Source organism: Pseudomonas sp. TKO26 (assembly GCF_003225665.1).
Classification (GTDB): domain Bacteria; phylum Pseudomonadota; class Gammaproteobacteria; order Pseudomonadales; family Pseudomonadaceae; genus Aquipseudomonas; species Aquipseudomonas saponiphila.
Genome location: NZ_QKLN01000018.1, coordinates 57,329 through 77,417, shown reverse-complemented (window position 1 = coordinate 77,417; position 20,089 = coordinate 57,329). Strand labels below are relative to the sequence as shown.

Genomic DNA, 20,089 nt, shown 5'->3' with positions numbered 1-20,089 from the left:
GGAAACTGAACGAATGTACAGCAAGCTTCCCGGCCTCATCCAGCCCCGGTTTCAGGGCTATCGCGCTTAGGCGCGGTAGTCGGGGGCGATGCGCTCCAACAGGCGCAACAGCGCTGCCCAGGCCAGTTGCATGGCGTCCGGGTCGTTGAGTTCGCCTTCCTGCAGTGGCCGGCCCGGGTCGTTGAACTGGCGCTCGGTGTGGGCACAGACCGCGTCCGGCGGTAGCACGATCTCCCCCGCCGCCTGGGCCGCCAGCTGGATCTCGCAGGCTTTCTCCAGGTAGTACATGCGCAAAAACGCCTGGCTCACGGTTTCGCCCACGGTGAGCAAGCCGTGGTTGCGCAGCATCAGCACGCTCTTGTCGCCGAGGTCCGCCACCAGCCGTTGCTGCTCGCCCAGGTCCAGGGCCACGCCTTCGTAATCGTGGTAGGCCACGCGGCCATAGAACTCCATGGAAATCTGGTTCACCGGCAGCAAGCCGCATTTGAGCGCCGCCACCGCGCAGCCGGCCTTGGTGTGGGTATGCAGCACGCACTGGGCGTCTTCGCGGGCGCCATGAATCGCACTGTGAATGACGAAACCCGCCGGGTTCACCGGGTACGGCGACGGCTCCACGGCCTGGCCATCGAGGTCGATCTTCACCAGGTTGGAAGCGGTGATTTCCTCGAACATCAGGCCGTAGGGGTTGATCAGGAAATGATGCTCGGGCCCGGGCAGGCGCACCGAGATATGGGTGAAGATCAGGTCGGTCATGCGAAAGTGCGCGATCAGCCGGTAGCAGGCGGCCAGCTCTTCGCGCAGGCGCTGCTCGGTGGCGCTGCGATCGGCGTTGGCGTAGGGGCTGGGAGCGATGTTGTTCATTGTTGGAGTCCTCCAGGCGGGTGGGCGGGCAAGCGGGGTCGGTAAACCGGGCCGGCAAACAATAGGGCCGGACGCCCGCAGGCGTCCAGCCCGTGACGCTTACTTGCTGGCCCAGGCGTTGAAGCGCTCTTCCAGCTCTTCGCCGTGATCGACCCAGAACTCCACGTTCATCGCCAGGGCGTCCTTGAGGTTCTGTTCCGAGGTCGGCACCCACTGCGCCAGCGCCGGGTCGAGCTTGGCCGCAGCCTGGGTGTTGGTCGGGCCATAGGGGATCTGCTTGACGTAGTCGACCTGGACCTCGGGGCGGTTGGCGAAGGCGATGAAACGCTTGGCCTGATCCACGTGTTTCGAGCCCTTGATGATCGCCCAGTAATCCATGCCGTACAGGCTGCCGGGCCAGACCACCGCCTGGGACGCGCCGGCCTGGGCCGCCACCGCGATACGCCCGCTGTAGCTGGAGGTCATCACCACGTCACCGGCGGCCAGCCACTGCCCCGGCTGGGCCCCGGCTTCCCACCACTGGATGTAGGGCTTGAGCTCGGTCAGCTTGGCGAAGGCCCGCTCCACCCCTTGCGGCGTGGCCAGGACCTGGTACACGTCCTCGACCTTGACCCCGTCGGCCATCAGCGCGAATTCCAGGTTGTACACCGCGCGCTTGCGCAGGCCGCGCTTACCGGGGAACTGCTTGACGTCCCAGAAATCCGCCCAGGACGCCGGGGCCTTGGCCAGCTTGTTGCGGTCGTAGGCAATGGCCACGCTCCACACCAGCACCGCCGAGCCGCAGGGCTGGGCGGCGTCGGCAATCAACTGGTCGGCACGGCCCAGGGCCTTCCAGTCCAGGGGTTCGTACATGCCCTGCTCGCAGCCGCGCATCAGGTCCGGGCCTTCGATCTGCACCAGGTCCCAATCGACGTTGCCGGTGTCGACCATGACCTTGATCCGGGCCATTTCGCCGTTGTATTCGCTCTGGATCAGCTTGCTGCCATCGGCCTTGCTGAAGGGTTGGAACAACGCCACGTCCTGGGCTTTTTGTCCGGCTCCGCCGTACGCCACGACCACCATGTCGGGGGCTGCCTGGACGCTGTTGTGGCCCAGGGTCAAACCCAGGGCCAGGCTCAGGGCCAGGAAGGAACAACCGTGCTTGCGGGTGAGCGCTTTCATTCTGTGAATCCTCGTCGCGGTGCCACACCGGCAGGCGCCGGCACAGCCCTTTTTTATTGTTGTGAGGTTCGCGCCAAAAGCGGGCGCAAACCAAAGCTACGGCAAGCCACAGTAAAAAAACAAGTTGATTTTTTACTGTCGGTAAATTTTGATAGGCCAACAATAACAACGCCAAGGCTGTGCTCCCCTGCCCTTGGCCCGCCTGGAGTCACCCGCAATGACCAGCGCCTTCCCGCACCTGTTCGCACCCTTGCAGATCCGTGGCAAACGCCTGAAGAACCGCATCATGTCCAGCGGCCACGACACCTCGATGCCCACCGACAACCTGGTCAACGACCAGCTGATCGCCTACCACCGCGCCCGCGCCGAAGGCGGCGTCGGCCTGATCGTGCTGCAGGTGGCCGGGGTCCACGACAGTGCGCGCTACACCAGCCATGTGCTGATGGCCACCGACGACGCTTGCATCGACGGCTACCGGCGCCTGGCCGAAACCTGCCACGCCCATGGCACAGTGGTGCTGTCGCAGATCTTCCACCCGGGGCGGGAAATCATGGAGTCCGCCGACGGCCTGCTGGCGGTGGCCTACGCGCCTTCGGCGGTGCCCAACGAACGCTTCCGGGTCATGCCCCGGGCCCTGGACCAGGAGATGATCGACGAGATCATCCAGGGCTACGCCGACGCCGCCCGGCGCCTGCATCAGGCCGGGCTGGACGGCGTAGAACTGGTGGCCAGCCACGGCTACCTGCCAGCGCAGTTCATCAACCCCCGGGTCAACCGCCGCACCGATGGCTACAACGGCGAGCTGGAACAGCGCCTGCGCTTTATCCGGGAAATTCTCGACGCCATGCGCGCCAGCACCGATGCCGAGTTCATCATCGGCCTGCGGATTTCCGCCGATGAACGCGACCCCGAAGGCCTCACCGAAGACGAATCCCTGGCCGCCGTGCAATTGCTGCAAGGGCAACTGGACTACGTGCACATAGTCGCCGGCACCTCCGCCTCCCTAGGCGGCGCGGTGCACATCGTTCCGCCCATGGCGGTGGAAGCGGCTTATCTGGCCCGGGAAGCCGGCACCTTCAAGGCCCAGCTGTCGATCCCGCTGTTCGTCACCGGGCGCATCAACCAGCCCCAGGAAGCCGAAGCGATCATCGCCAAGGGCCAGGCCGACGTGTGCGGCATGACCCGCGCGCTGATCTGCGACCCGCAGATGCCCAACAAGAGCGACAGCGGCCGCAGCGATGACGTGCGCGCCTGCATCGCCTGCAACCAGGCGTGCATCGGCCACTTCCACAAGGGCCTGCCGATCTCCTGCATCCAGCACCCGGAAACCGGCCGCGAACTGCTCTACGGCCAGCCCAAGCCCAGCGCCCGGGGCAAACGCATCCTGGTGGTGGGCGGCGGCCCGGCCGGGATGAAAGCCGCCGCCGTCGCCGCGCAACGCGGCCATAGCGTCACCCTCTACGAAGCCAGCGCGCAACTGGGCGGCCAGATCCAACTGGCGCAACTGCTGCCCCGGCGCAGCGAATTCGGCGGCGCCAGCACCAACCTGCAACGGGAAATGCAACTGGCCGGCGTGGAAGTGGTGCGCAACACCCGGGTCGACCGCGCCCTGATCGAGCGCGAAAACCCCGACCACGTAATCATCGCCACCGGCGCCCAACCCTACTGGCCAAACTTCGAGCGCGGCGGCGAGCTGCAAGTGGTGGACGCCTGGCAAGTGCTGCGCGACGAAGTGCAACTGGGCCGCAGCGTGGTGGTGGCCGACTGGCGCTGCGACTGGATCGGCCCCGGCATCGCCGAGCGCCTGGTGCGCGCCGGGCACCAGGTGCAACTGGCGGTCAACGGCACCCACTGCGGCGAAAACCTGCCGCTGTACGTGCGCGACCAACTGGCCGGCGAACTACACAAACTGGCGATCCCGATCATCCCCTACGCCCGCCTCTACGGCTGCGACGACAGCACCGTCTACCTGCAACACACCGCCAGCGGCGAACCCATGCTCCTGGAAAACGTCGACAGCCTGGTGCTGTGCCAAGGCCACCAATCGGTGGACGACCTCGGCCAACAACTCAAAGGCCTGGTGCCCTTCCAACGCATCGGCGACTGCCTGGCCCCGCGTACCGTGGAAGAAGCCATCCATGAAGGCTTGAAAGTCGCCTGGGCGCTTTGAGGCTGCTTTATACTCCAGGCCTTTTGCAGGACGGGCGCCCGGATGTGCCCGCCTTCCAGGCCTGGAGCCCGCCATGAACCCAAGCAGCAAGACGCCGCCCGCGAGCACCGCTCCCGAGCCCGGCAGCGACAACCAAGCCCCTGGCGGCCCGCAGTTCCTTGGCACCCGCATCCGCGGCCTGCGCAAACGCCGCGGCCTGACCCTGAGCGAACTGGCGCAACAGAGCGAACTCACCGCCGGCTACATCAGCCAACTGGAACGCAACCTCGCCTACCCCTCCATCCCCGCCCTGTTCAACATCGCCCGTAGCCTGGGCGTGACCATCCAATGGTTTTTCGCCAGCGAAACCCAGACCGCGCCCGAAGACCAAGGCTATGTAGTGCGCAAGAAACAGCGCCTGCAGGTGAATTATGAGAACGGGATTATTGATCAGTTGCTGACCCCGCAACCGACCCGGCAGCTGGAGTTTTTGCACTCGCGGTTTCCGCCGGGGACCTACAGCAAGGAGAGTTACAGCCATGAGGGCGAGGAAGCCGGGTATGTGCTGTCGGGGAGTTTTGAGCTGTGGGTGGGGGAACGGTATTTTCAGCTGAGTGAGGGGGATAGCTTTAGTTTCTCCAGCCAGGAACCGCATAAGTATGGGAATCCTGGGGAGGAGGATGCGGTAGTGTTGTGGGTGATAACGCCGCCGACGTTTTGAGCGAGCTACTGAGCGGAAGCGCAATACACCGCTCTTTCGTTTACTGAAAACTAGCTGTCACGGGCTGGGAAGTAGAACTGCTGCCGCAACCACTCGCTGAACTGGGCCTCGGTCAGCGGAGCGCGTTGCTCGCCCATTTCATTCCAGGCGCGGTTAATCATCTGTTCCCAGTTTCGGGCGACGTCCATTAGTGGCGCTGCTGCTCCCCAGAAGTGTCCGGCCTCCAATGTTGCCCTGACTCGACCGTTTAGCTCCGCGAGGGCGGTGGCACCTTCCAGATAGCGCCGCCCGGCTTCTAGCAATTTTCTGAACTCGATGATTTCAACGGTCATGTCTGGTCCCTTAAACAGAGCGTTTGGATAAGCAGTCTTTAGATTGATGCGGAGGATATCTACTCTTCTGTTATCACTTCACCCGGGGCTAGCATAGTTGTGTGCAGCACCATCTCTACTTGCGACTAAAAGCGGTCATCTCTTTTGAGAAATCAAGGTCAATTCAGCCAGCACCTGAGTCCTCATGTGGGCTCAGAGCTCCAAAGCCAACGGCTAAGGAAGACAGGGAGACGTAACAGCCACCCTAAGTCCATGGAATACTTTGAAACGCTGAATCAATTCAAATATCCAGATGACCACTGTGCTGGGAATACCGATCGATGGGAAAATAGTAGGTAGCACAACCCTTCATGGGTAGACACCATAGCTATTCGCAACTCTAGCCCCCTCCCCCAGCGCTTCAGTTGCCGGCTTTGGACCCAGCGGCATGTTCAAAATTTAATATGGAACTGTCAGCGAACTCGCTTAGCAGTTCCTTAACACCATACAGGCCATCTGGATCAGTTCCATGCGCCGTAGCTCAATAACCTCCGAAATACGAGTAAGTCGCCCGAACATCCTCTGTTCGAAGTCGATCAAGCATTGCCATAACCTCCCAAGGAAACAGCATGCCTATTCAAACTTGGCCGCTGAACTGACCAGAAGCGTAGCGGATGTCCATCCGATGTCAGTGTCCACTGAGATCGGGACAGACCATATCTGTAACCCGAGATTGAAGCTCGCTGATTAATAGACCGAAGCGCTGGCCACTTTCATCCCAATATTTGATTTACGCGAATCAATGCATGCAGCTATGCCGGATGCAGTGTTGTATTCATAGGGTGCGGCGCTATCAACTGACAAAGAATTAATTATGGATAGCATTCCGCCCTCATACTCTTCCGCACTGTACTCCTTATCTATGACGGCTTCAAAGTACAGCGTCTTATTCGACACCCGATCAAACATAATAAAATTAACTTTATTCTTTTCAAGAAACTGATAACAGAAAGGACCTACTATATTAGGAAGCGCTACAAGTTGACCGACGGACCTCACCGACAACAGTGCGCCCTTGTCGAAATACAAGGTTGATTCCGTTGTAATTTTAGAATAACCCGACTGATTGAGGTTTGAAAGGAAACTTGGATCACGACGAAAATCAGGTCTTGGAGCATCATTAAACACTACATACTCCTTCAGCTCGAAAGTCACAACCTTACTTATATCAGAATCATTAAAACAACTGAGCAAATGAAGCCTCGTTTGTTTTGGCGAGTAATTGTGCAACAAGTGGCTTTCGAGTAGGGCTCTCATGTCCTTTTCGTTTAGGGCCAGAGAGAAATTGCTGCGCAGCTCATTACACTCGATGCGCAGTCTGTCAAACACATCGCCAACCGCTGCGCCTGGACCAGCCCTATAGTTTTCAATCACGCTTTGTGCCGAAGTCCCATCAGTCCTGTATGTTGTTGTCATCACAGAGCTTGGTCTTTTCCCATACAGTCGACTAGGTTGTTTGACAACCGTCATATTAAGTAAGTCGTAGTGCTTGCTTGCAATCTTTGCACTTAGCTGAAATCGAGTAGCTCCCGCTTCGTTAGGAAGCCTGATTTCAACTTGATGCAAGTCTTTCGAGCTAAGCGAAGCCTGAACAACTTTATCGAACTTTTTAGCAAGCATATCCACTAAGGCAGAGGTGGCACCAGACAAAACAGGGGCAGTGCCTAGGGCACTAACACTCTTGCCTATATCACTTAAATCTTGTAGCGCACCAATTTCAGCCTCGTCATTATACAGCAACGTCACTATAAATTTCCTATTCGTCTTTCGCGCAAGCTCTAGACCGGATAGTTCGCTTTCAATAGAGTATGTTTTGTTGCATGCTTTATTTTTCTGATCGTACGTGTACGAGACGTAAGGAATTTTATTAATCGTTATCGTTAAAATTGATTTCTTGCTAGACGAGAAAAAATTCCGAACGAATGCCCGACTAAAACTATCTCGACAAAAACCTTCTCCATTGAAAACAGAGCTAATGATAACCTTTTGATACTCCTCATCATCTAAAGGCTTCTCATCCAACAGGGCGAGATTCAGCTCTACTTTCTCCTTCAGGCTATATGATCCCGTATCGGAATATACTTGGGTGCTCGATAGAGATATTAGTAAGCAAATAATTGCTGCGCATACTTTTCTCATAGATCCCTCCATGATGACTTTGATAGGTAAATCCAAGTTTACGAAGCAGAGGTCGACGGTCGAATCTAACGATAGAGCAGATGTGCCATAGCCGCATGCGATCATGCGCTTTTTTTTAATGGGCCGCCCGTAGGTGAAGTAGCGTAGAGGGCAGAGCACTAGTCCTCGCCCCGATGGAGTGCCAAGTCACGCAGGCTTTTTCAGCCCGGTGAGCCTCAAACGCAGAGTTATGCTGTCGGGGGAGCTTTGAGCTATGGGTGCGGGAACGTTATTTTCAGCTGAGTCAGGGGGATAGCTTCAGTTTTTCCAGCCAGGAATCGCATAAGTATGGGAATCCTGGGGAGGAGGATGCGGTGGTGTTGTGGGTGATAACGCCGCCGACGTTTTGAGCGAGCGACTGAGCGGAAGCGCAATACACCGCTCTTTCGTTTACTGAAAACTAGCTGTCACGGACTGGGAAGTAGAACTGCTGCCGCAACCACTCGCTGAACTGGGCCTCGGTCAGCGGAGTGTGTTGCTCGCCCATTTCATCCCACGTGCGATTAATCATGTGCTCCCAGTTACGGGTGAGCTCCATTAGTGGCGCTGCTGAGCTTTAGCCTTTCTATCGCCCTGACACATCCATGCTCGGCGGCTTTATTGAGAAACCGCAACTGCTCTTGCTTAAGGTTTTGCGTCAACATTTGAGTCGCCATACTCATATAAAGGTTGGCGCGAAAACTTTTTTCGTCGAGCAACACGATTGGTTTGCTGTCAGTGCGACTATTTCTATCGCAACTCGGCATCATCGTTGGCTGGGGGTAGTACCTGCTATACAGGGTTTCATCATTGGGCAACGCCTCGACAAGTGACCGATACCCAGGTGTTTTAACCTCATCGAAGCAATAGAAAAGCATCTGCAAACCCGCTGGAGTAAATCCGTTACTGAAACTGGACTTTAGGAGAGTGCAGACTTTTTCGGCGACTTGATCACGAGATTCAAAAGTCGACAACATTAACGCTAGACGGTACTGCGCTGCTGGGTTGCCTTCCTCAGCTGAACGATTGAGCAAAGGCATTCCTTCGTTTATAAGCAGAAGCATTTCGTCTCTATATTGTTCCTTTTTTTGGTCGGGCACCTTTTCGTTGACTGCTAACTGCTTACGAAAAGTGAACATGTCGTTTTGTGCTTCATCGATTTTTTCTAGGTAAGGCAGCGCTTTGAAGTACAGCTCTTCGCTCTCTGTGGATACTTTTAGATTGTTTTCATTCGCGCTTGCGAATATGGCTAAAAAAACAGAAACAATAGCCAAAAAACTCTTAAGAGAAGCTTTTTCCACTGGGAACGTCCTTGGTATCTTCGTTGTGATTACGATTGCAGCTGAATCATCCATACGTTGGTAGAGAACAGAATGAGCGTTTCCACGGCCATGCTGCCTTTCATGACTTTTCGAATACGCCGTGCCAGATAATTCGCACTAAAGACTTCAATCTCAAACGCGTACTTTTCTTCAGTGGAAACTATGGCCGACTTTTTCAACAGAATCGGCCGAAATTCGCCATCTATGAGCAACGGTTTGCGACCAAAATCAGACGTTCGGTCAAGAGCTGTATTGGCTGTTTGCGGCTAACCGCTGTATTTAGTGTTTAGCTAATCCCAAAGAGTCCAAAGAACACGAAAAAACCCGGGAATGTAAATCGTCCATAAGAACTAATCGTTGGGGATGCCCCACCTAAGCAGGCATAAACCCATCCCGCAAGCACAGCCCACCAGTAATTGAGGTGCTTCATAAGGCGGATATGGTTTTGCCAACACGCCGCAGCGCGCTCAACCGCTGTTGGCTCTCTTCCCTTAATCGATTCACATGATAGTTAGCATCAAGCTTGGCCTCGCATATGGTTCCCAGCCAACGCTCTCACCCCAACGCCATACCAGCAACCCTGCTCACCGGGCTGTGCATTGAAACCAATCATGTACTGTTTCCACGGAGCGACATTGCAAAGCTCTGGGTTGACCTGAATTTTCTCAGCAGCGCAAGCCCCTTTGAATGGGCATTTCGACTCGGGTAAACAGCTAGTCGAGTGATGGCGTGCTTCCGTGTCGAGATGTAGCTGAGTAAAATAAAGCGAGGCTTGAAATGCTCCCAAACATTGCAGAATACTCTCATCAACTTTGACGACGTCCCTCCCGCCCCAGTACAAATCAATCTTACCCTCCGGTTTCTGCTGAAGCACACAATGATCCTGCATTCGCGCCACGATTGATTTAAAGCCATCTACACTGAGAGGTTCTTTCAGAAATTCTAGTTCCAAGTAAGGTCTTACCCTGCGCACATTAAGCCCCGACCAGATTAAACGCAGTACTACTGAAAAGCCTTTCGCAATCACATCGTCGCCGGGAAAGAACTGCATAAGTCGTTCGACCCTCTCAATCTTGCCTTCGACGGACTCCCTAAATTTCTTGAAAGTCAGCCTCTCGAAAACCTCGAATGCATCTGATTTGACTGCCTCGCAAGCTTCGCAAAAACCGTTTGACGGCACAGGTGTCAGGAGTGCGCAGACACCAATCTTGATGCGCTCCACTGCAGAACTTTCTCTGCCGATAAGATGATCAACAACTTTCCTGTACGAAAGATAAGGATGCAGAGGCATATCCAAGTCCAACTGCAATTCAGAAATCCCACTGTTTCGCCTCACTTCACGATCTACCTCGTACGCAACTCCTTCGGTTAGAAAGTCAAAGCCAATATTACTTACATCCACCTCGTGCTCGCAGCCAGCGCTTATCAAAGTTATACTTAAACCTTTGGTCACAAATGCTTTTTTGGTATCCAATCCAACATTCCAAACTTTGGAATGGGTAGGCGAAAAGCACCAAGAGCAAGCGGTTTTCGGTAAAGACGCATCCTTGACGCTTGTGCCGCGAAGTGCCTTGATGATTGTGGCCCAGTAGTCGAACTGCTCATTCATACCTGGGACGTCCGCTTCCGCGTGAAAATGCCCATGCTCATCGGTTTTGGTCACAAACGAAGGTAAGAGCACAAGACTTGAATAGAGCAATTCAAAACCTACATCAGTGCTTAAGTTGTGTAACGAATGAATATACTCATGGACGTGAAGAGCTATCGCGGTAGTGAAGGGTTCACCATGCTCAGGTTCAAGATCACCGTCGGTACCAATACGGGTTAGCAAAGTGTTAACTCTATAAGCCCCTTGTGTCGAAGAACTCAAAAGGTCAGAAAACGATATTTTCATAAAACCTAATACTCCCTGAAATGATATTTAGCCGACAGCTAATTTTTCGTATTCACCAGCCAGTATCGCCTTCGGGCCGGTATTGCTTTGGTTCTTTTTAAGGAAGTTAGCTCGCCTATTAAAACACCCTCTCGCCTAATTATTGGCCTGTGATAAAGCGAGGAAAACATGCTAAATACTAATTTTCCGACTTGTTCTTATATGCCTTATTTTTCCACTACGAAGAAGCTCGGCTGTTTTTTAAGCCAAGCAATCGTTCGTGTCTTGTCATCCAACTAACACTTCCTGCGTAAAGACTGCGCTTCGCGGCAGGATCCCACTCGCCACGACGTTTTCCAGGGTGGTCGCCGGATCGGCGACAAAGAACGTTAGTACCAGCCCACGCTGGGCGCGAGTGCAGCAGACGTAAAGCAGTCGCAGCGTTCGGCTCCAAGTGTTTTCATCACCGCCCAGTGCTCGTGCACGATCTGCAGCACGAGCCTCAGCACTCGCGAAGACACGCTCGTAGTTGTACGTTCGGTAGTCGCTTTCTTCCTCATCCATCACCACCATGACGCGTTCGAACTGCGCTCCTTTCACACCGTGCTGTGTAGCATAGGGGGAGCCTTCTGAGACATAGCGCTCATAGGGCCAAAGCTCTTGTGCAGAGCACTTGAAGAACTTGGCCATTGCCGCGTCCGAGGATAGTCCTTCGGCCGGAACTGCATCAGCAGCCTCTGGCTCCTGAGTAGCGTCAGCAACATCCCTGACAAATCCAAGAACACGCGCATAGCGATCGTCGAACTCGAAAAGACCCGTATCACAGAGATGGAGTGCTATGTCACCAATGGTGGTCCCTACCTCGTCCAGCATAGCGACAAGTCTCAACATAGCAGCGTGCAGTTCTCGCAATACAGCCGCGGCACGTCGGCCGGTAAGAGCCCCTGGAGCCAGACGCGGGCTGAACTTCCGGAGCAGGCTCATCGCCGCGAACTCGTTGCCGGACTTCACGGCGGCAACGATCGGTAGCGCAAAACTTAGGAAGGGTCGAACGGGCCAGCCGGTGCCATCCTGCATCCCCTGCTTCATGCCCTCCGATGTCTTATCGTTCAGCGCCGAGTAGATGCCACCGAAGCCGAGCCGGTTTGCGGCCATACGGTGCACGATGACAAGAATCTTGAGCGCGATGTCTGGAGTCATCCAACCCTCGTCGTTGTTCGTCGCCGCACTCCACGCCCGGACTCTTGCCAGGGCCTCAATTCGATTCAGCGTGTTCGGCAGAACGAACATGCGGGCAGAGCCCTCCACAGGTTTGAGATCTCCATCAACCCTTTCGTGCAGCCCGCGGACTTGCTCCATACCGTCGCCCTGCGCGCGCACGGCGTTGGCGACATCAAGGATCTGCTTGGCACAGCGAAAATTCTCTGGTTTCGTGATGGCTCGCCAATGGCCCTCAAGCGGGATGTCCCCCGTCCCTCTCATGAAGATCGCCTGCATAGGGTCGCCAAAAAAACCGAGACAGAACTTGCGCCGCATCTGGGCTTCCACTTCTTTGAAAGACTTCACCACGCTCGGGAACGTGTCCTGACTCTCGTCGATGAACACAAACGGGAAGTTCAGTGCTACGACTCGTCGGAACAGCGGGCGATTTTGCAGCAGGAAGTCGGCGAGCTGAAGGATGTCCTCGTGGCCGAGGACGCCCTTCGCGTAGTCACTGCCCACGCCGTAGTTGAAAGTCTTGACGCCAGCAATAGTGTCCAGGTTTCGGACATAACGCTCTTGGTCAGCCTTATTCCTGTCGCGTGTAGTCTGCCGAACACGCGAGCTGTAGTTCTTGAACTCTTCTTCCAACTCGGAGATTCGCCTGCGGATGTCGTTCTGTAGCCAAACCTTAATGTCCGCCTGAAACGTCTTGGTAATAGACCAGTAGAAGCTGTGGATGGTCGAGACATGAACCAGCGGGTCGTCATTAACATCCGCTAAGATTTCTTTGGCGGCGAGGTCGGTATATGTGATGCAGGCGACCTTCTGCTTTTTCGCTCGCATGCTGGCGCCGTGCTCTGAGATCACCCAGTCCAGCGCCTTGATAAGAGAGGTGGTCTTACCGGAACCTGCGCCGGCGCGGACCACGAACGGCTGCGGGGGGGTCTCAGTAATACACGCATAGATCTCGCGGTCGGCGTCGGTGTCTGGACTATCAATTCGCCTGCTCATATCGTCTGCCCCGCGTCTGTAATGACGGCGATAACACCGGCTGCAGTCGGCTCAATTGTCGCGACCTCGGTGGCAATAGCCGTGTCCGCCTCAATCTCGTGTGCCACTTTGGCTTCGAGCCAGGCTAAGCCCTCGGCGATGTACGTGGGGACTTTCCAGCAGTTGAGCGGCCCACTTGCGAGGACCTCCAGCGCAAAGCGAGTCTTGTCGAAGTTCTTGCCGATCACCCTTTCGTGCAACTTCTCAGCCAGTTCCTCAGGGCTGTTTGGTGCGCGCTTCAGCTTGAGTCCAACGGCCCGGTTAGCCTCAGCCTGACACCAGTCGGAGTTCTCAAGACCGAAGGCCTCCTCAAGCGTACGGCCGCAGAGCTGCGAAGTCATGGCACCCACTGTCACCAAAACCTTGGTTTGGTAGGCCACCCGAACCTCAGCGCTGGCCCCCTCGGCAAGCGACAGCGTCTTTTGCTCCTCCGTGACTTCCCAGAGTTCGGCCACCGACCGCTTCTTAGGGATCCAGCTGATAAGGGTTTGGTTGGACGTGACAGCACCCTCCACGTGAGCATGGCAAGTGCTGCCACGCTTCTTGGACTTCTTCTTGCCGCCCGGTGCTGCTTCGTCGTCTTCGAGCTCGAAGGTCTTCAGGTCGTCGTCCTCGTTATCTCCGTCGACGTTGCCGCCAGTTCCCGTATCTTGCTCGGCGGCATCCTCGGCATCCGTCTTGACCGTTACGCTGTCTAGATCCGTGATGACCAGCGTAGTGAGTCCAACGAAAGCGATTAATTCCTGGAACCGATGCGCGAACGCGCCACCGACTTCAAGGATGGTCAGGGCTGAGGAACGCAGGCGCTTGGCCGCCAACTCGATCATGGCTGGCAAGAGCAGGCGCTCGACATTGCCCTCCACCAAGATGATCGCATCGGAAAAGAAGAGATCGCAGTGTGTCAGTTTCAGATACCGCTGCAAGAACTCGCGCGCTGGAGCGTCGGCCGCGCCCGTCTTGAACAGCGAAAGATTCCTTACCTCGGTGTTATGGTCCAACTGGTCGCTGACACGGCGGAAGTACCTGATGGGAGAAAACCCGCGCTCATAGAGGATGTGTGGGGAGTGCGTGGTGACAACGAGCTGCGTGTGGAAAAATGTCGCGTGATCGTTGGCGTCCTCAAGGAGGCGCAAAACGTTCCTGATGAAGACCTGCTGGACCTGCGCGTGCAGATGCGCCTCAGGCTCTTCAATGAAGACCAGATGCAGTGGGGCCCGTTTGTCTTCCTCGGCTTTCCACTGCTCGTGCAGGTCGAGGAGCTCAACCACCATATATACTAAGTTCTTGAACCCCAGACCGTTGTAGCTGTCGGGCAGTTGCGCAGTGACCGCACCAGGAACAACGTAGTGAATCTTGGCATCCTGCCCCAGGACGGTGGTCGGGTCCAAGGCCGCCCGAATCACGATCTCGGGGTTGTTGACGCCCGGATAACCGAGTTTGGCGAGGCGCTTGAGAGTGTCGCTGAAGACTTCCTCCAGGTGGAAGTTCAGTTCTTTCTCCGAGGTATCAAGCGCTTTGAGCGCTGCATGGTCGTCGCCACGCTTCTCCAGATTGCGGTGATAGAAACGGCTCAGACGCCGCGACAAGCTCTCGGCGCGATCGGAGCTGCCAGCATCCGGGTCATCGAGGTGCCGCTGCGCACGCAGGAAGTCCACCCTCACCAGAGACTTGAGAATGGCCCCGCCACCCGGCTCCTTGCCTAGGGGCAGCGGCTCATAATCAGCCTCCTTTGCCTGATAACCGACAAATGCGCGCTCATCGAGCACGTAATAGCGGAACGTATATTCCTTGTTCAGCTCCTTGGTAAGGTACTTCGTAAGACTTTCCGGCCAGGGCTTGTACTCGCCGGGATCTGCTATCACCGCAGCCACATTTTCCGTGCCTGCCTCCGTGGCTGCAGTGTTCCTGGTCATCAATGCGGTCGCGGCGTTGTTGGCCTTTTCATGCAGTTCATGGAACTTCCGGACGAGCGCATGGGCGTCTCTAGGCTCGAACGCCACTCGGATCCCGACGCACTTGCCATCCCACTCCGTGCTCGGAAGAAGCGACATTGCAGTTGCGAGGTCGTCTTCACCGACGCGGAACCAGAGATCCAAAAGAATGGACGGCAACTGCTTGGGCGCGTCCTCATCGCCTGGAGGCGTCCTGCCGATGGCGTCGATCTCGGCCCACAGCGCCGCGCTGAAGTCGAAGAGTTCGAACTTCTTCGCTTCGCCACGGAGCATTGAGTACAGGCCTTGTACGGCAGACGTCTTGCCGCTGTTGTTGGCGCCAACGAAGATAGAAATCTCGTCGTCAAGCTCAATGACGACGTCGCGCAGTCTGCGATAGTTCTGCAGCCGATATGCCTGTAGCTTCATGATCACCTCTTCCTAAGTGTTGCCGGTACAGCTTGGTGCTGAGCACGCAGGCCGGCTGCTTTCCTTTGAACGCTCGCGCTTTTTCCAACTTGCTGAATCTAACAACATCTTATGTGCGGATACCGAGATGGGACTTATGTAGAGCACGCCATGCTGACTTGCCACGCTAAACCTCCAGTCAGCACATTCACGCCGAAATAACGACTACCTTACCTATGCATACATCAGAGGGCTGGCTGCTTGGATCGCAGTCCTTGGAATCACAGGGTCGAATGCAAGTGACTGATCCGCAGCTATGCAAGCGGGTGCACAGGTCGAGTGCAATTTCGCACATGAACTCAAACGGTTCCCTTGAGACAAGTCAAAGTACCATCGCTTCGCATTCCTGATGCGCCCTAGGATCACTTGGTCAACAGAAAGCCGCATTGGACTGGATGATGGAGCGCCAAACGGTGCGTACTGACAAAGCCACAAGCAATAGAGACACCGCTTATCAAGCATCGATAAGCGGCGTTTCTATCTACCTCATGCGATGCTGCCCTAACTCAGAGTCCCTGCCTCATGCCCTCTTCCCCCCCAACCCCAAACACACATCATCAATCACTGCCTTACCCATTTCCGCCAAGAAGTGCGAAGCCCAAGCATAGAGCTCACCCTGCTCTTCCATAGCGGCATCCAGCGCAAGTTTCTTAGCGTAGTACAACAAAGTAGAGGCATGTTCCAACGCCTGCTCCAAAGGCACATCAGCGTTCACGCGAAACAGTGTTAGTTCAGGATCGGCACAACTGCCGAAGGTGACGAAACCCAGTGTCTTGACTGAAGCTGAACTACTCATCGGACACCTCCTACAACAGCCAGGAGACGGGTATTGCGAAGGGAAGATCCACACAGATTACGGGCGTACATGATTGAAACTCCCATATCGGTAATGAGAGCTGCCACCTTCGTTCTCAGGCGAGTGGGTGGCAGCTGTGCGCGGGCTGAGAAACCGGAGATACAGGAACCCGGCAGACCCGAAGGTCTCCCACGCACAGCCGCCATAACACGAACAGACGGGCACAAAAATGCGCCTGCATTCATGGGCGGGCGCTTGTGCGCCTGCATCTTACCGGGTTCTCAGGCCCGGTCGCTGATTTTGCAGCGACCGCAGCAGACTAGGCGGTCTGCTCACGCTGGGGCAACCGCTAAACCGTAGCCGGTTATGTCGCTCGGATGGGCGAGCCGTTATGCTCTCCCCCACCCCAGATAAGGACATCTGCCCCCTCATGATCGACCGCGAACACCTCCATCAAAACGGTTACCTATTGCTGCGTCAGGCACTGCCCGCCGACTGGCTGGATGAGCTGCGGGCGACTTTCGAGGCGGGAGTGATTGGGCCTGAGCAATGGCCGGTGCCTCGGGGCCACGATTGGCGGCATGCGCTGGTGGATCTGGATGCACGGGTGCAGGCGGTGTGTCGTTTGCCGGCGCTGTTGGCGGGGGTGGGCGAGTTGATTGGGGAAGGCTTTTTTCTGTCTCAGGTGGAGGGCCGCGAGCCGTTGGCGGGGGGCGGTCATCAGCGGCTGCATCGGGATTTGTCGGCGCAGCGTCTCGGTGATCGGGTCACGGTGCTGGTCTATCTGGATGACTATGGGCCGCACAATGGCGCGACGCGGCTTGTGCCGGGCAGTCATCGCCCCGGGGAGCAGCTGGCGCCCTTTGATTTCGATGATGAATCCCGGGTGGTGCAGTTGGCCGGCAGCGCCGGGGACATTCTGTTGTTCGATGCCGATCTGGTGCATGGGGCCAGCCTGAACCCCAGCGGTGCGCGCCGTCGCACGCTGCTGATCAGTTATGCGGCCCAGGCGCTGTACGCAGCCGATCTGCAGACGCGCAAGCTGCGCTTTGTGCGCATGGACACCGGCGAGCGCTTCGAGCCTGCTGATTTTGTGTGAGTGGATTTGGGCGCCAAGGCGGTGTCTGCCGATGCCCTTCCCTGCTTCCCCTTTACTGCGCCAGACGGCTGGCCAAGCGTTGCAGCGCTTGGGCCAGTTCCAGGGCCTGTTCCGCCGTCAGTTCCACGGGGTCGTTGTGCGGGCTGATGGCCTTGAGATGAATGGCACTGCCCTGCTCTATCCATAGGCGCACGGCGCCTTCGCTGCTCTCGAAATAATCCGTTGTGCGGTCAATAGGCATGTTCATTCACCTTGTGCCTGGGCGCTAGCCAGTTCCAGCAGGCGGGTGAAGTCGGCGATGGCGAAATACAGGTCATCGCGGGTGTCGCCGTCCCAGTCTTCGACGGCTTCCCTGTCTGCCTTGAGTGAGGCGATGCGGGTTTTGATCTCGGCGATTTCTTCGGCGCCGCACTGGGTGGCGATGGCCTCCCAGCGTTCCTGGGGAATGTTTTGCTGAACCGACAGCCCGGCTTGGGCTTGGGCGATCAGTGCGGTGAGTTGGCTCATGGGGTATTCGTCCAGAAAAGGCAGCCTTTGAATCAGGGCGCGATCGCGGGCTGGAATGTGCAGAGGCGCAGCTTGTGCGTCAGGCGCTTTGAGGCGGTTCACTTTATCGGTTGACCCCGACGCCAAAGGCGATGGTGTACACCTCAATTTAAGTGGACACCCTCTCTAGCCTTTTAAGCGGGTCTTTCCATGCAGCCAGAACGCCGTTCCTATTCCAAATCCTTCAAGGCCCAGGTTGTCCAAGAATGCGCCCAGCCCGGCGCTTCGATTGCCAGCGTCGCGCAGAAGCAAAGTATGCGTCTGGCCGTCCCATCCTGATGGCATTTTCAAGGCATGAACAACCTTCAGCGAGCTGTGGGACAGCTCAATTGGCTCTGTAGAATATGGTGCATTGGGTGGAGGGAATTTTTAACATGCTTTTACTTTTGAGTCTTCGTGACGTTATCGAAGCCCTTGCGACATGTGATAGCAATAACGATGTCTGGAGCCGCTATTCATGGGTCTATGTCAAGGACGGAGCACCGCTGATCGAAGCTCGCTTTTACCTTTCTTCGCCCGAGGAAGAATCAAATAGCGTACCCGGCGAGAACGGTGAGCAAATGCCGGCCTTTGCCGTAGAGCACGGCCTTTCGTATTGCCTTGAAGCTGCCGACTTTGTCGATGTACTGAGCGTACAGAAGCGTCAGCAGCCGCTCTCACAACTTGAGGACTATGCCGCTGCGCTTGAACACTACGTCGAGCGAGACGCCTTTCTAGATCGGGGCGAGTTCGACAGTGGTCGGTACGTGGATCAACAGCCGTTGCCAGGCATTTCACGCGACTTTTTTCCCGAATACGATCTTCAGCTGGGTACCTGTCCGGCTGATCGCATCCGAGATGCTGCGCGCGTCATCGCTCAATTGCTGCACATAAGTGTGGCGGATGCTCTCGCGCGTTGCAGGAGGCTGCCGGTGATTCTAGGGGAACGCACCGACTCACAGGGGCGCGTGCGGATTGAGACACAATTCATCGCTCTTTCGTTGCCGCTGCAAATAACGACACACTGGCCGCTCGCCTGGCTTCCCGGAGTTGATCCCTAAGAAGTCGATGAACGCGCACCGCAACCGAACATGGGCCCATCAGAAGCCATGGCTATGCGACATGATTCTGCGGGCCAACTCACTTTGTGTGGTTAAGCTGCCGCCCACTTGCTGCTGCGTAGCGACCCTGCGAAGAGCCAATTCTTGCGTTCAAGCGCCCATGGCCGGATCTGCTACTGGATGTGGTTGTTATCAATAGGCACCGCGCCGTCATCCAGATATGGGCGGATAGAGAACCTCAACGGCTCGCTTTCAGCGTTTCAAGCATCGCCTCGGCCGCCAGGCTGTGGACTTTGCGGGTCGGGTGCCATTCATCCCAGTAGTAATGGGTATCCGGATCCGCACACACGGGTTTGACGTCCGGGTAGGTGGCTTGGCATGGGGTATCCAGGTCCTTCAGGCCCGCCACCTCGGGGGCCGCGCGAAGTTTGTTGCTGAAGGCCAGGTGATCGAAGTAGCCAATGCTCACGTGATGGGCGTTAGCCAGTGCTGTCAGCACGGCGGGTAGTTTTTGTTCGAGAATCTGCTGGTAGTGCGTTGCGTTCTTGACTTGATTGCCCTGCACCACAGCCGGCACATGGCTCAAATCCGTGGTCCCCACCACCATCAGGTGTTTCGCGCCTGCGGCGATCAGCGCCTCGGTGCTCTTCTGTATGTTCGCCACGCTGTTCTGGCCAAGCACGTCGATCGTTTCCGGGTGCGCGAAGTCGGCCCATTCAAAAAAGTCGTTGGCTGAGATGAAAATGAAATACAGCGCATTGGGATCCGCTTTGTGTGTTTTAGCGGCTTTCAGGTGATCGGCGATTTGGCCGAAAACCCCGGTGTCGCGAGAGGGCTGCATCCAGGCGTAGTAGTTGCCGTTGCCGCTTTTGGCGCCGCCAATGGCGTAGTCGGTCAAGGGGATTTTCAAGGCCTGCGCCAAGTGCTCAACGGCGGTGGGGCCATTGCTCCAGCGGCCCTGCCAGTACAACGAACCGGGTAGCTCCTGTGCATCCTTGACCTGCTGCGCGGCCATGGTTCGGGTGAAGGTTTCACCCGCGCCATTGTCAGAGTAGCTGTCACCGAACGCATAGAGATGATCGTAGCCCGGGCCGCCAAAGGCGGTTGAGGCAGTCATGGTCAATAGAGCGGCCAAGCAAGCGCGTCGAATCATTGCAAGTCTCCCGGGTGGTGGTCCTAGACTACCGGCGGCGACGTTTTGCCTTGCCACGCTTGCGACCTGCATTTAGCCGGGGGCGCAAAGAGTGTGCTGTTCACGACAGGTCGCTGGCGGGTTGATCCAGCGTAAGCGCCCAGCCTCCGCTCATGGGGTTTTTCAGCCTTGGGAGGGCTGGAGCTTGA

General features: G+C 56.5%; 17 protein-coding genes and 2 pseudogenes. 6 read left to right on the top strand and 13 right to left on the bottom strand.

Annotated elements, in window-relative coordinates; genetic code table 11:
* Positions 1 to 66 precede the first annotated feature (66 nt).
* Positions 67 to 861 (bottom strand): class II aldolase/adducin family protein, encoded by a 795-nt coding sequence (locus DNK59_RS22295; protein ID WP_110724635.1) that lies wholly within the window; start codon positions 859 to 861, stop codon positions 67 to 69.
* Positions 862 to 960: 99 nt separating this feature from the next.
* Positions 961 to 2,022: an ABC transporter substrate-binding protein gene (locus DNK59_RS22290; RefSeq protein ID WP_110724634.1), complete on the bottom strand. Its 1,062-nt coding sequence runs from the start codon at positions 2,020 to 2,022 to the stop codon at positions 961 to 963.
* Positions 2,023 to 2,239: 217 nt separating this feature from the next.
* Between DNK59_RS22290 and DNK59_RS22285 the strand changes: the two genes are divergently transcribed.
* The gene (locus DNK59_RS22285) at positions 2,240 to 4,192 is read left to right on the top strand and encodes an FAD-dependent oxidoreductase (RefSeq protein WP_110724633.1); all 1,953 of its coding nucleotides are present in this window, start codon (positions 2,240 to 2,242) and stop codon (positions 4,190 to 4,192) included.
* Between the two features lie 73 nt (positions 4,193 to 4,265).
* Positions 4,266 to 4,892, top strand: a complete 627-nt coding sequence (locus DNK59_RS22280; protein ID WP_015635393.1) for a cupin domain-containing protein — start codon at positions 4,266 to 4,268, stop codon at positions 4,890 to 4,892.
* A gap of 50 nt (positions 4,893 to 4,942) precedes the next feature.
* On the opposite strand, the gene DNK59_RS22275 is transcribed toward DNK59_RS22280, so the two are convergent.
* Positions 4,943 to 5,224, bottom strand: a complete 282-nt coding sequence (locus DNK59_RS22275) for a hypothetical protein (protein WP_110724632.1) — start codon at positions 5,222 to 5,224, stop codon at positions 4,943 to 4,945.
* 726 nt (positions 5,225 to 5,950) lie between these two features.
* On the bottom strand, positions 5,951 to 7,402 hold the full coding sequence (locus DNK59_RS31710; protein ID WP_146249927.1) for a hypothetical protein: 1,452 nt from the start codon (positions 7,400 to 7,402) through the stop codon (positions 5,951 to 5,953).
* A gap of 239 nt (positions 7,403 to 7,641) precedes the next feature.
* Here DNK59_RS31710 and DNK59_RS22265 point away from each other — a divergent pair.
* Positions 7,642 to 7,791 (top strand): annotated as a pseudogene (locus DNK59_RS22265) (cupin domain-containing protein); the annotation flags it as partial.
* Between the two features lie 171 nt (positions 7,792 to 7,962).
* On the opposite strand, the gene DNK59_RS22260 reads toward DNK59_RS22265, so the two are convergent.
* From DNK59_RS22260 to DNK59_RS22240, 5 genes are all read right to left on the bottom strand, one after another.
* Positions 7,963 to 8,721, bottom strand: a complete 759-nt coding sequence (locus tag DNK59_RS22260; protein ID WP_256596550.1) for a hypothetical protein — start codon at positions 8,719 to 8,721, stop codon at positions 7,963 to 7,965.
* Positions 8,722 to 9,259: 538 nt separating this feature from the next.
* Positions 9,260 to 10,636 carry a hypothetical protein gene (locus DNK59_RS22255; protein WP_146249926.1) on the bottom strand — a complete coding sequence of 459 codons (1,377 nt, stop codon included), beginning with the start codon at positions 10,634 to 10,636 and terminating at the stop codon, positions 9,260 to 9,262.
* 267 nt (positions 10,637 to 10,903) lie between these two features.
* Positions 10,904 to 12,829 (bottom strand): UvrD-helicase domain-containing protein, encoded by a 1,926-nt coding sequence (locus tag DNK59_RS22250; RefSeq protein WP_110724628.1) that lies wholly within the window; start codon positions 12,827 to 12,829, stop codon positions 10,904 to 10,906.
* Positions 12,826 to 15,228: an ATP-dependent endonuclease gene (locus DNK59_RS22245; RefSeq protein WP_110724627.1), complete on the bottom strand. Its 2,403-nt coding sequence runs from the start codon at positions 15,226 to 15,228 to the stop codon at positions 12,826 to 12,828. The genes DNK59_RS22250 and DNK59_RS22245 overlap by 4 nt, the downstream gene beginning before the upstream one ends.
* A gap of 559 nt (positions 15,229 to 15,787) precedes the next feature.
* Entirely contained in the window at positions 15,788 to 16,063 is a 276-nt protein-coding gene (locus DNK59_RS22240) for a DUF3077 domain-containing protein (protein ID WP_110724626.1), read from the bottom strand.
* Positions 16,064 to 16,493: 430 nt separating this feature from the next.
* Between DNK59_RS22240 and DNK59_RS22235 the strand changes: the two genes are divergently transcribed.
* The gene (locus DNK59_RS22235; protein ID WP_110724625.1) at positions 16,494 to 17,162 is read left to right on the top strand and encodes a phytanoyl-CoA dioxygenase family protein; all 669 of its coding nucleotides are present in this window, start codon (positions 16,494 to 16,496) and stop codon (positions 17,160 to 17,162) included.
* 52 nt (positions 17,163 to 17,214) lie between these two features.
* Here the strand turns inward: DNK59_RS22235 and DNK59_RS22230 are convergent, their stop codons facing one another.
* On the bottom strand, positions 17,215 to 17,403 hold the full coding sequence (locus tag DNK59_RS22230; protein WP_256596549.1) for a DUF6360 family protein: 189 nt from the start codon (positions 17,401 to 17,403) through the stop codon (positions 17,215 to 17,217).
* Between the two features lie 2 nt (positions 17,404 to 17,405).
* Positions 17,406 to 17,669, bottom strand: coding sequence for a hypothetical protein (locus DNK59_RS22225; RefSeq protein ID WP_110724623.1), 264 nt, complete (start codon positions 17,667 to 17,669; stop codon positions 17,406 to 17,408).
* 189 nt (positions 17,670 to 17,858) lie between these two features.
* On the opposite strand from DNK59_RS22225, the gene DNK59_RS32555 reads away from it, so the two are divergent.
* Entirely contained in the window at positions 17,859 to 17,987 is a 129-nt protein-coding gene (locus DNK59_RS32555; protein WP_110724622.1) for a transposase, read from the top strand.
* Positions 17,988 to 18,082: 95 nt separating this feature from the next.
* Entirely contained in the window at positions 18,083 to 18,748 is a 666-nt protein-coding gene (locus tag DNK59_RS22215; RefSeq protein WP_110724621.1) for a hypothetical protein, read from the top strand.
* Between the two features lie 95 nt (positions 18,749 to 18,843).
* Here the strand turns inward: DNK59_RS22215 and DNK59_RS31705 are convergent.
* Positions 18,844 to 18,969, bottom strand: a pseudogene (locus tag DNK59_RS31705) (transposase); the annotation flags it as partial.
* A 17-nt stretch (positions 18,970 to 18,986) separates the two neighbouring features.
* Positions 18,987 to 19,901 carry an SGNH/GDSL hydrolase family protein gene (locus DNK59_RS22210; RefSeq protein ID WP_110724620.1) on the bottom strand — a complete coding sequence of 305 codons (915 nt, stop codon included), beginning with the start codon at positions 19,899 to 19,901 and terminating at the stop codon, positions 18,987 to 18,989.
* Between the last annotated feature and the right edge of the window lie 188 nt (positions 19,902 to 20,089).

Coding starts and splice junctions, on each gene's coding strand:
- DNK59_RS22295 (WP_110724635.1), bottom strand. CDS start 861: ATGAACAACATCGCTCCCAGCCCCTACGCCAACGCCGATCGCAGCGCC.
- DNK59_RS22290 (WP_110724634.1), bottom strand. CDS start 2,022: ATGAAAGCGCTCACCCGCAAGCACGGTTGTTCCTTCCTGGCCCTGAGC.
- DNK59_RS22285 (WP_110724633.1), top strand. CDS start 2,240: ATGACCAGCGCCTTCCCGCACCTGTTCGCACCCTTGCAGATCCGTGGC.
- DNK59_RS22280 (WP_015635393.1), top strand. CDS start 4,266: ATGAACCCAAGCAGCAAGACGCCGCCCGCGAGCACCGCTCCCGAGCCC.
- DNK59_RS22275 (WP_110724632.1), bottom strand. CDS start 5,224: ATGACCGTTGAAATCATCGAGTTCAGAAAATTGCTAGAAGCCGGGCGG.
- DNK59_RS31710 (WP_146249927.1), bottom strand. CDS start 7,402: ATGAGAAAAGTATGCGCAGCAATTATTTGCTTACTAATATCTCTATCG.
- DNK59_RS22255 (WP_146249926.1), bottom strand. CDS start 10,636: ATGAAAATATCGTTTTCTGACCTTTTGAGTTCTTCGACACAAGGGGCT.
- DNK59_RS22250 (WP_110724628.1), bottom strand. CDS start 12,829: ATGAGCAGGCGAATTGATAGTCCAGACACCGACGCCGACCGCGAGATC.
- DNK59_RS22245 (WP_110724627.1), bottom strand. CDS start 15,228: ATGAAGCTACAGGCATATCGGCTGCAGAACTATCGCAGACTGCGCGAC.
- DNK59_RS22240 (WP_110724626.1), bottom strand. CDS start 16,063: ATGAGTAGTTCAGCTTCAGTCAAGACACTGGGTTTCGTCACCTTCGGC.
- DNK59_RS22235 (WP_110724625.1), top strand. CDS start 16,494: ATGATCGACCGCGAACACCTCCATCAAAACGGTTACCTATTGCTGCGT.
- DNK59_RS22230 (WP_256596549.1), bottom strand. CDS start 17,403: ATGCCTATTGACCGCACAACGGATTATTTCGAGAGCAGCGAAGGCGCC.
- DNK59_RS22225 (WP_110724623.1), bottom strand. CDS start 17,669: ATGAGCCAACTCACCGCACTGATCGCCCAAGCCCAAGCCGGGCTGTCG.
- DNK59_RS32555 (WP_110724622.1), top strand. CDS start 17,859: ATGCAGCCAGAACGCCGTTCCTATTCCAAATCCTTCAAGGCCCAGGTT.
- DNK59_RS22215 (WP_110724621.1), top strand. CDS start 18,083: ATGCTTTTACTTTTGAGTCTTCGTGACGTTATCGAAGCCCTTGCGACA.
- DNK59_RS22210 (WP_110724620.1), bottom strand. CDS start 19,901: ATGATTCGACGCGCTTGCTTGGCCGCTCTATTGACCATGACTGCCTCA.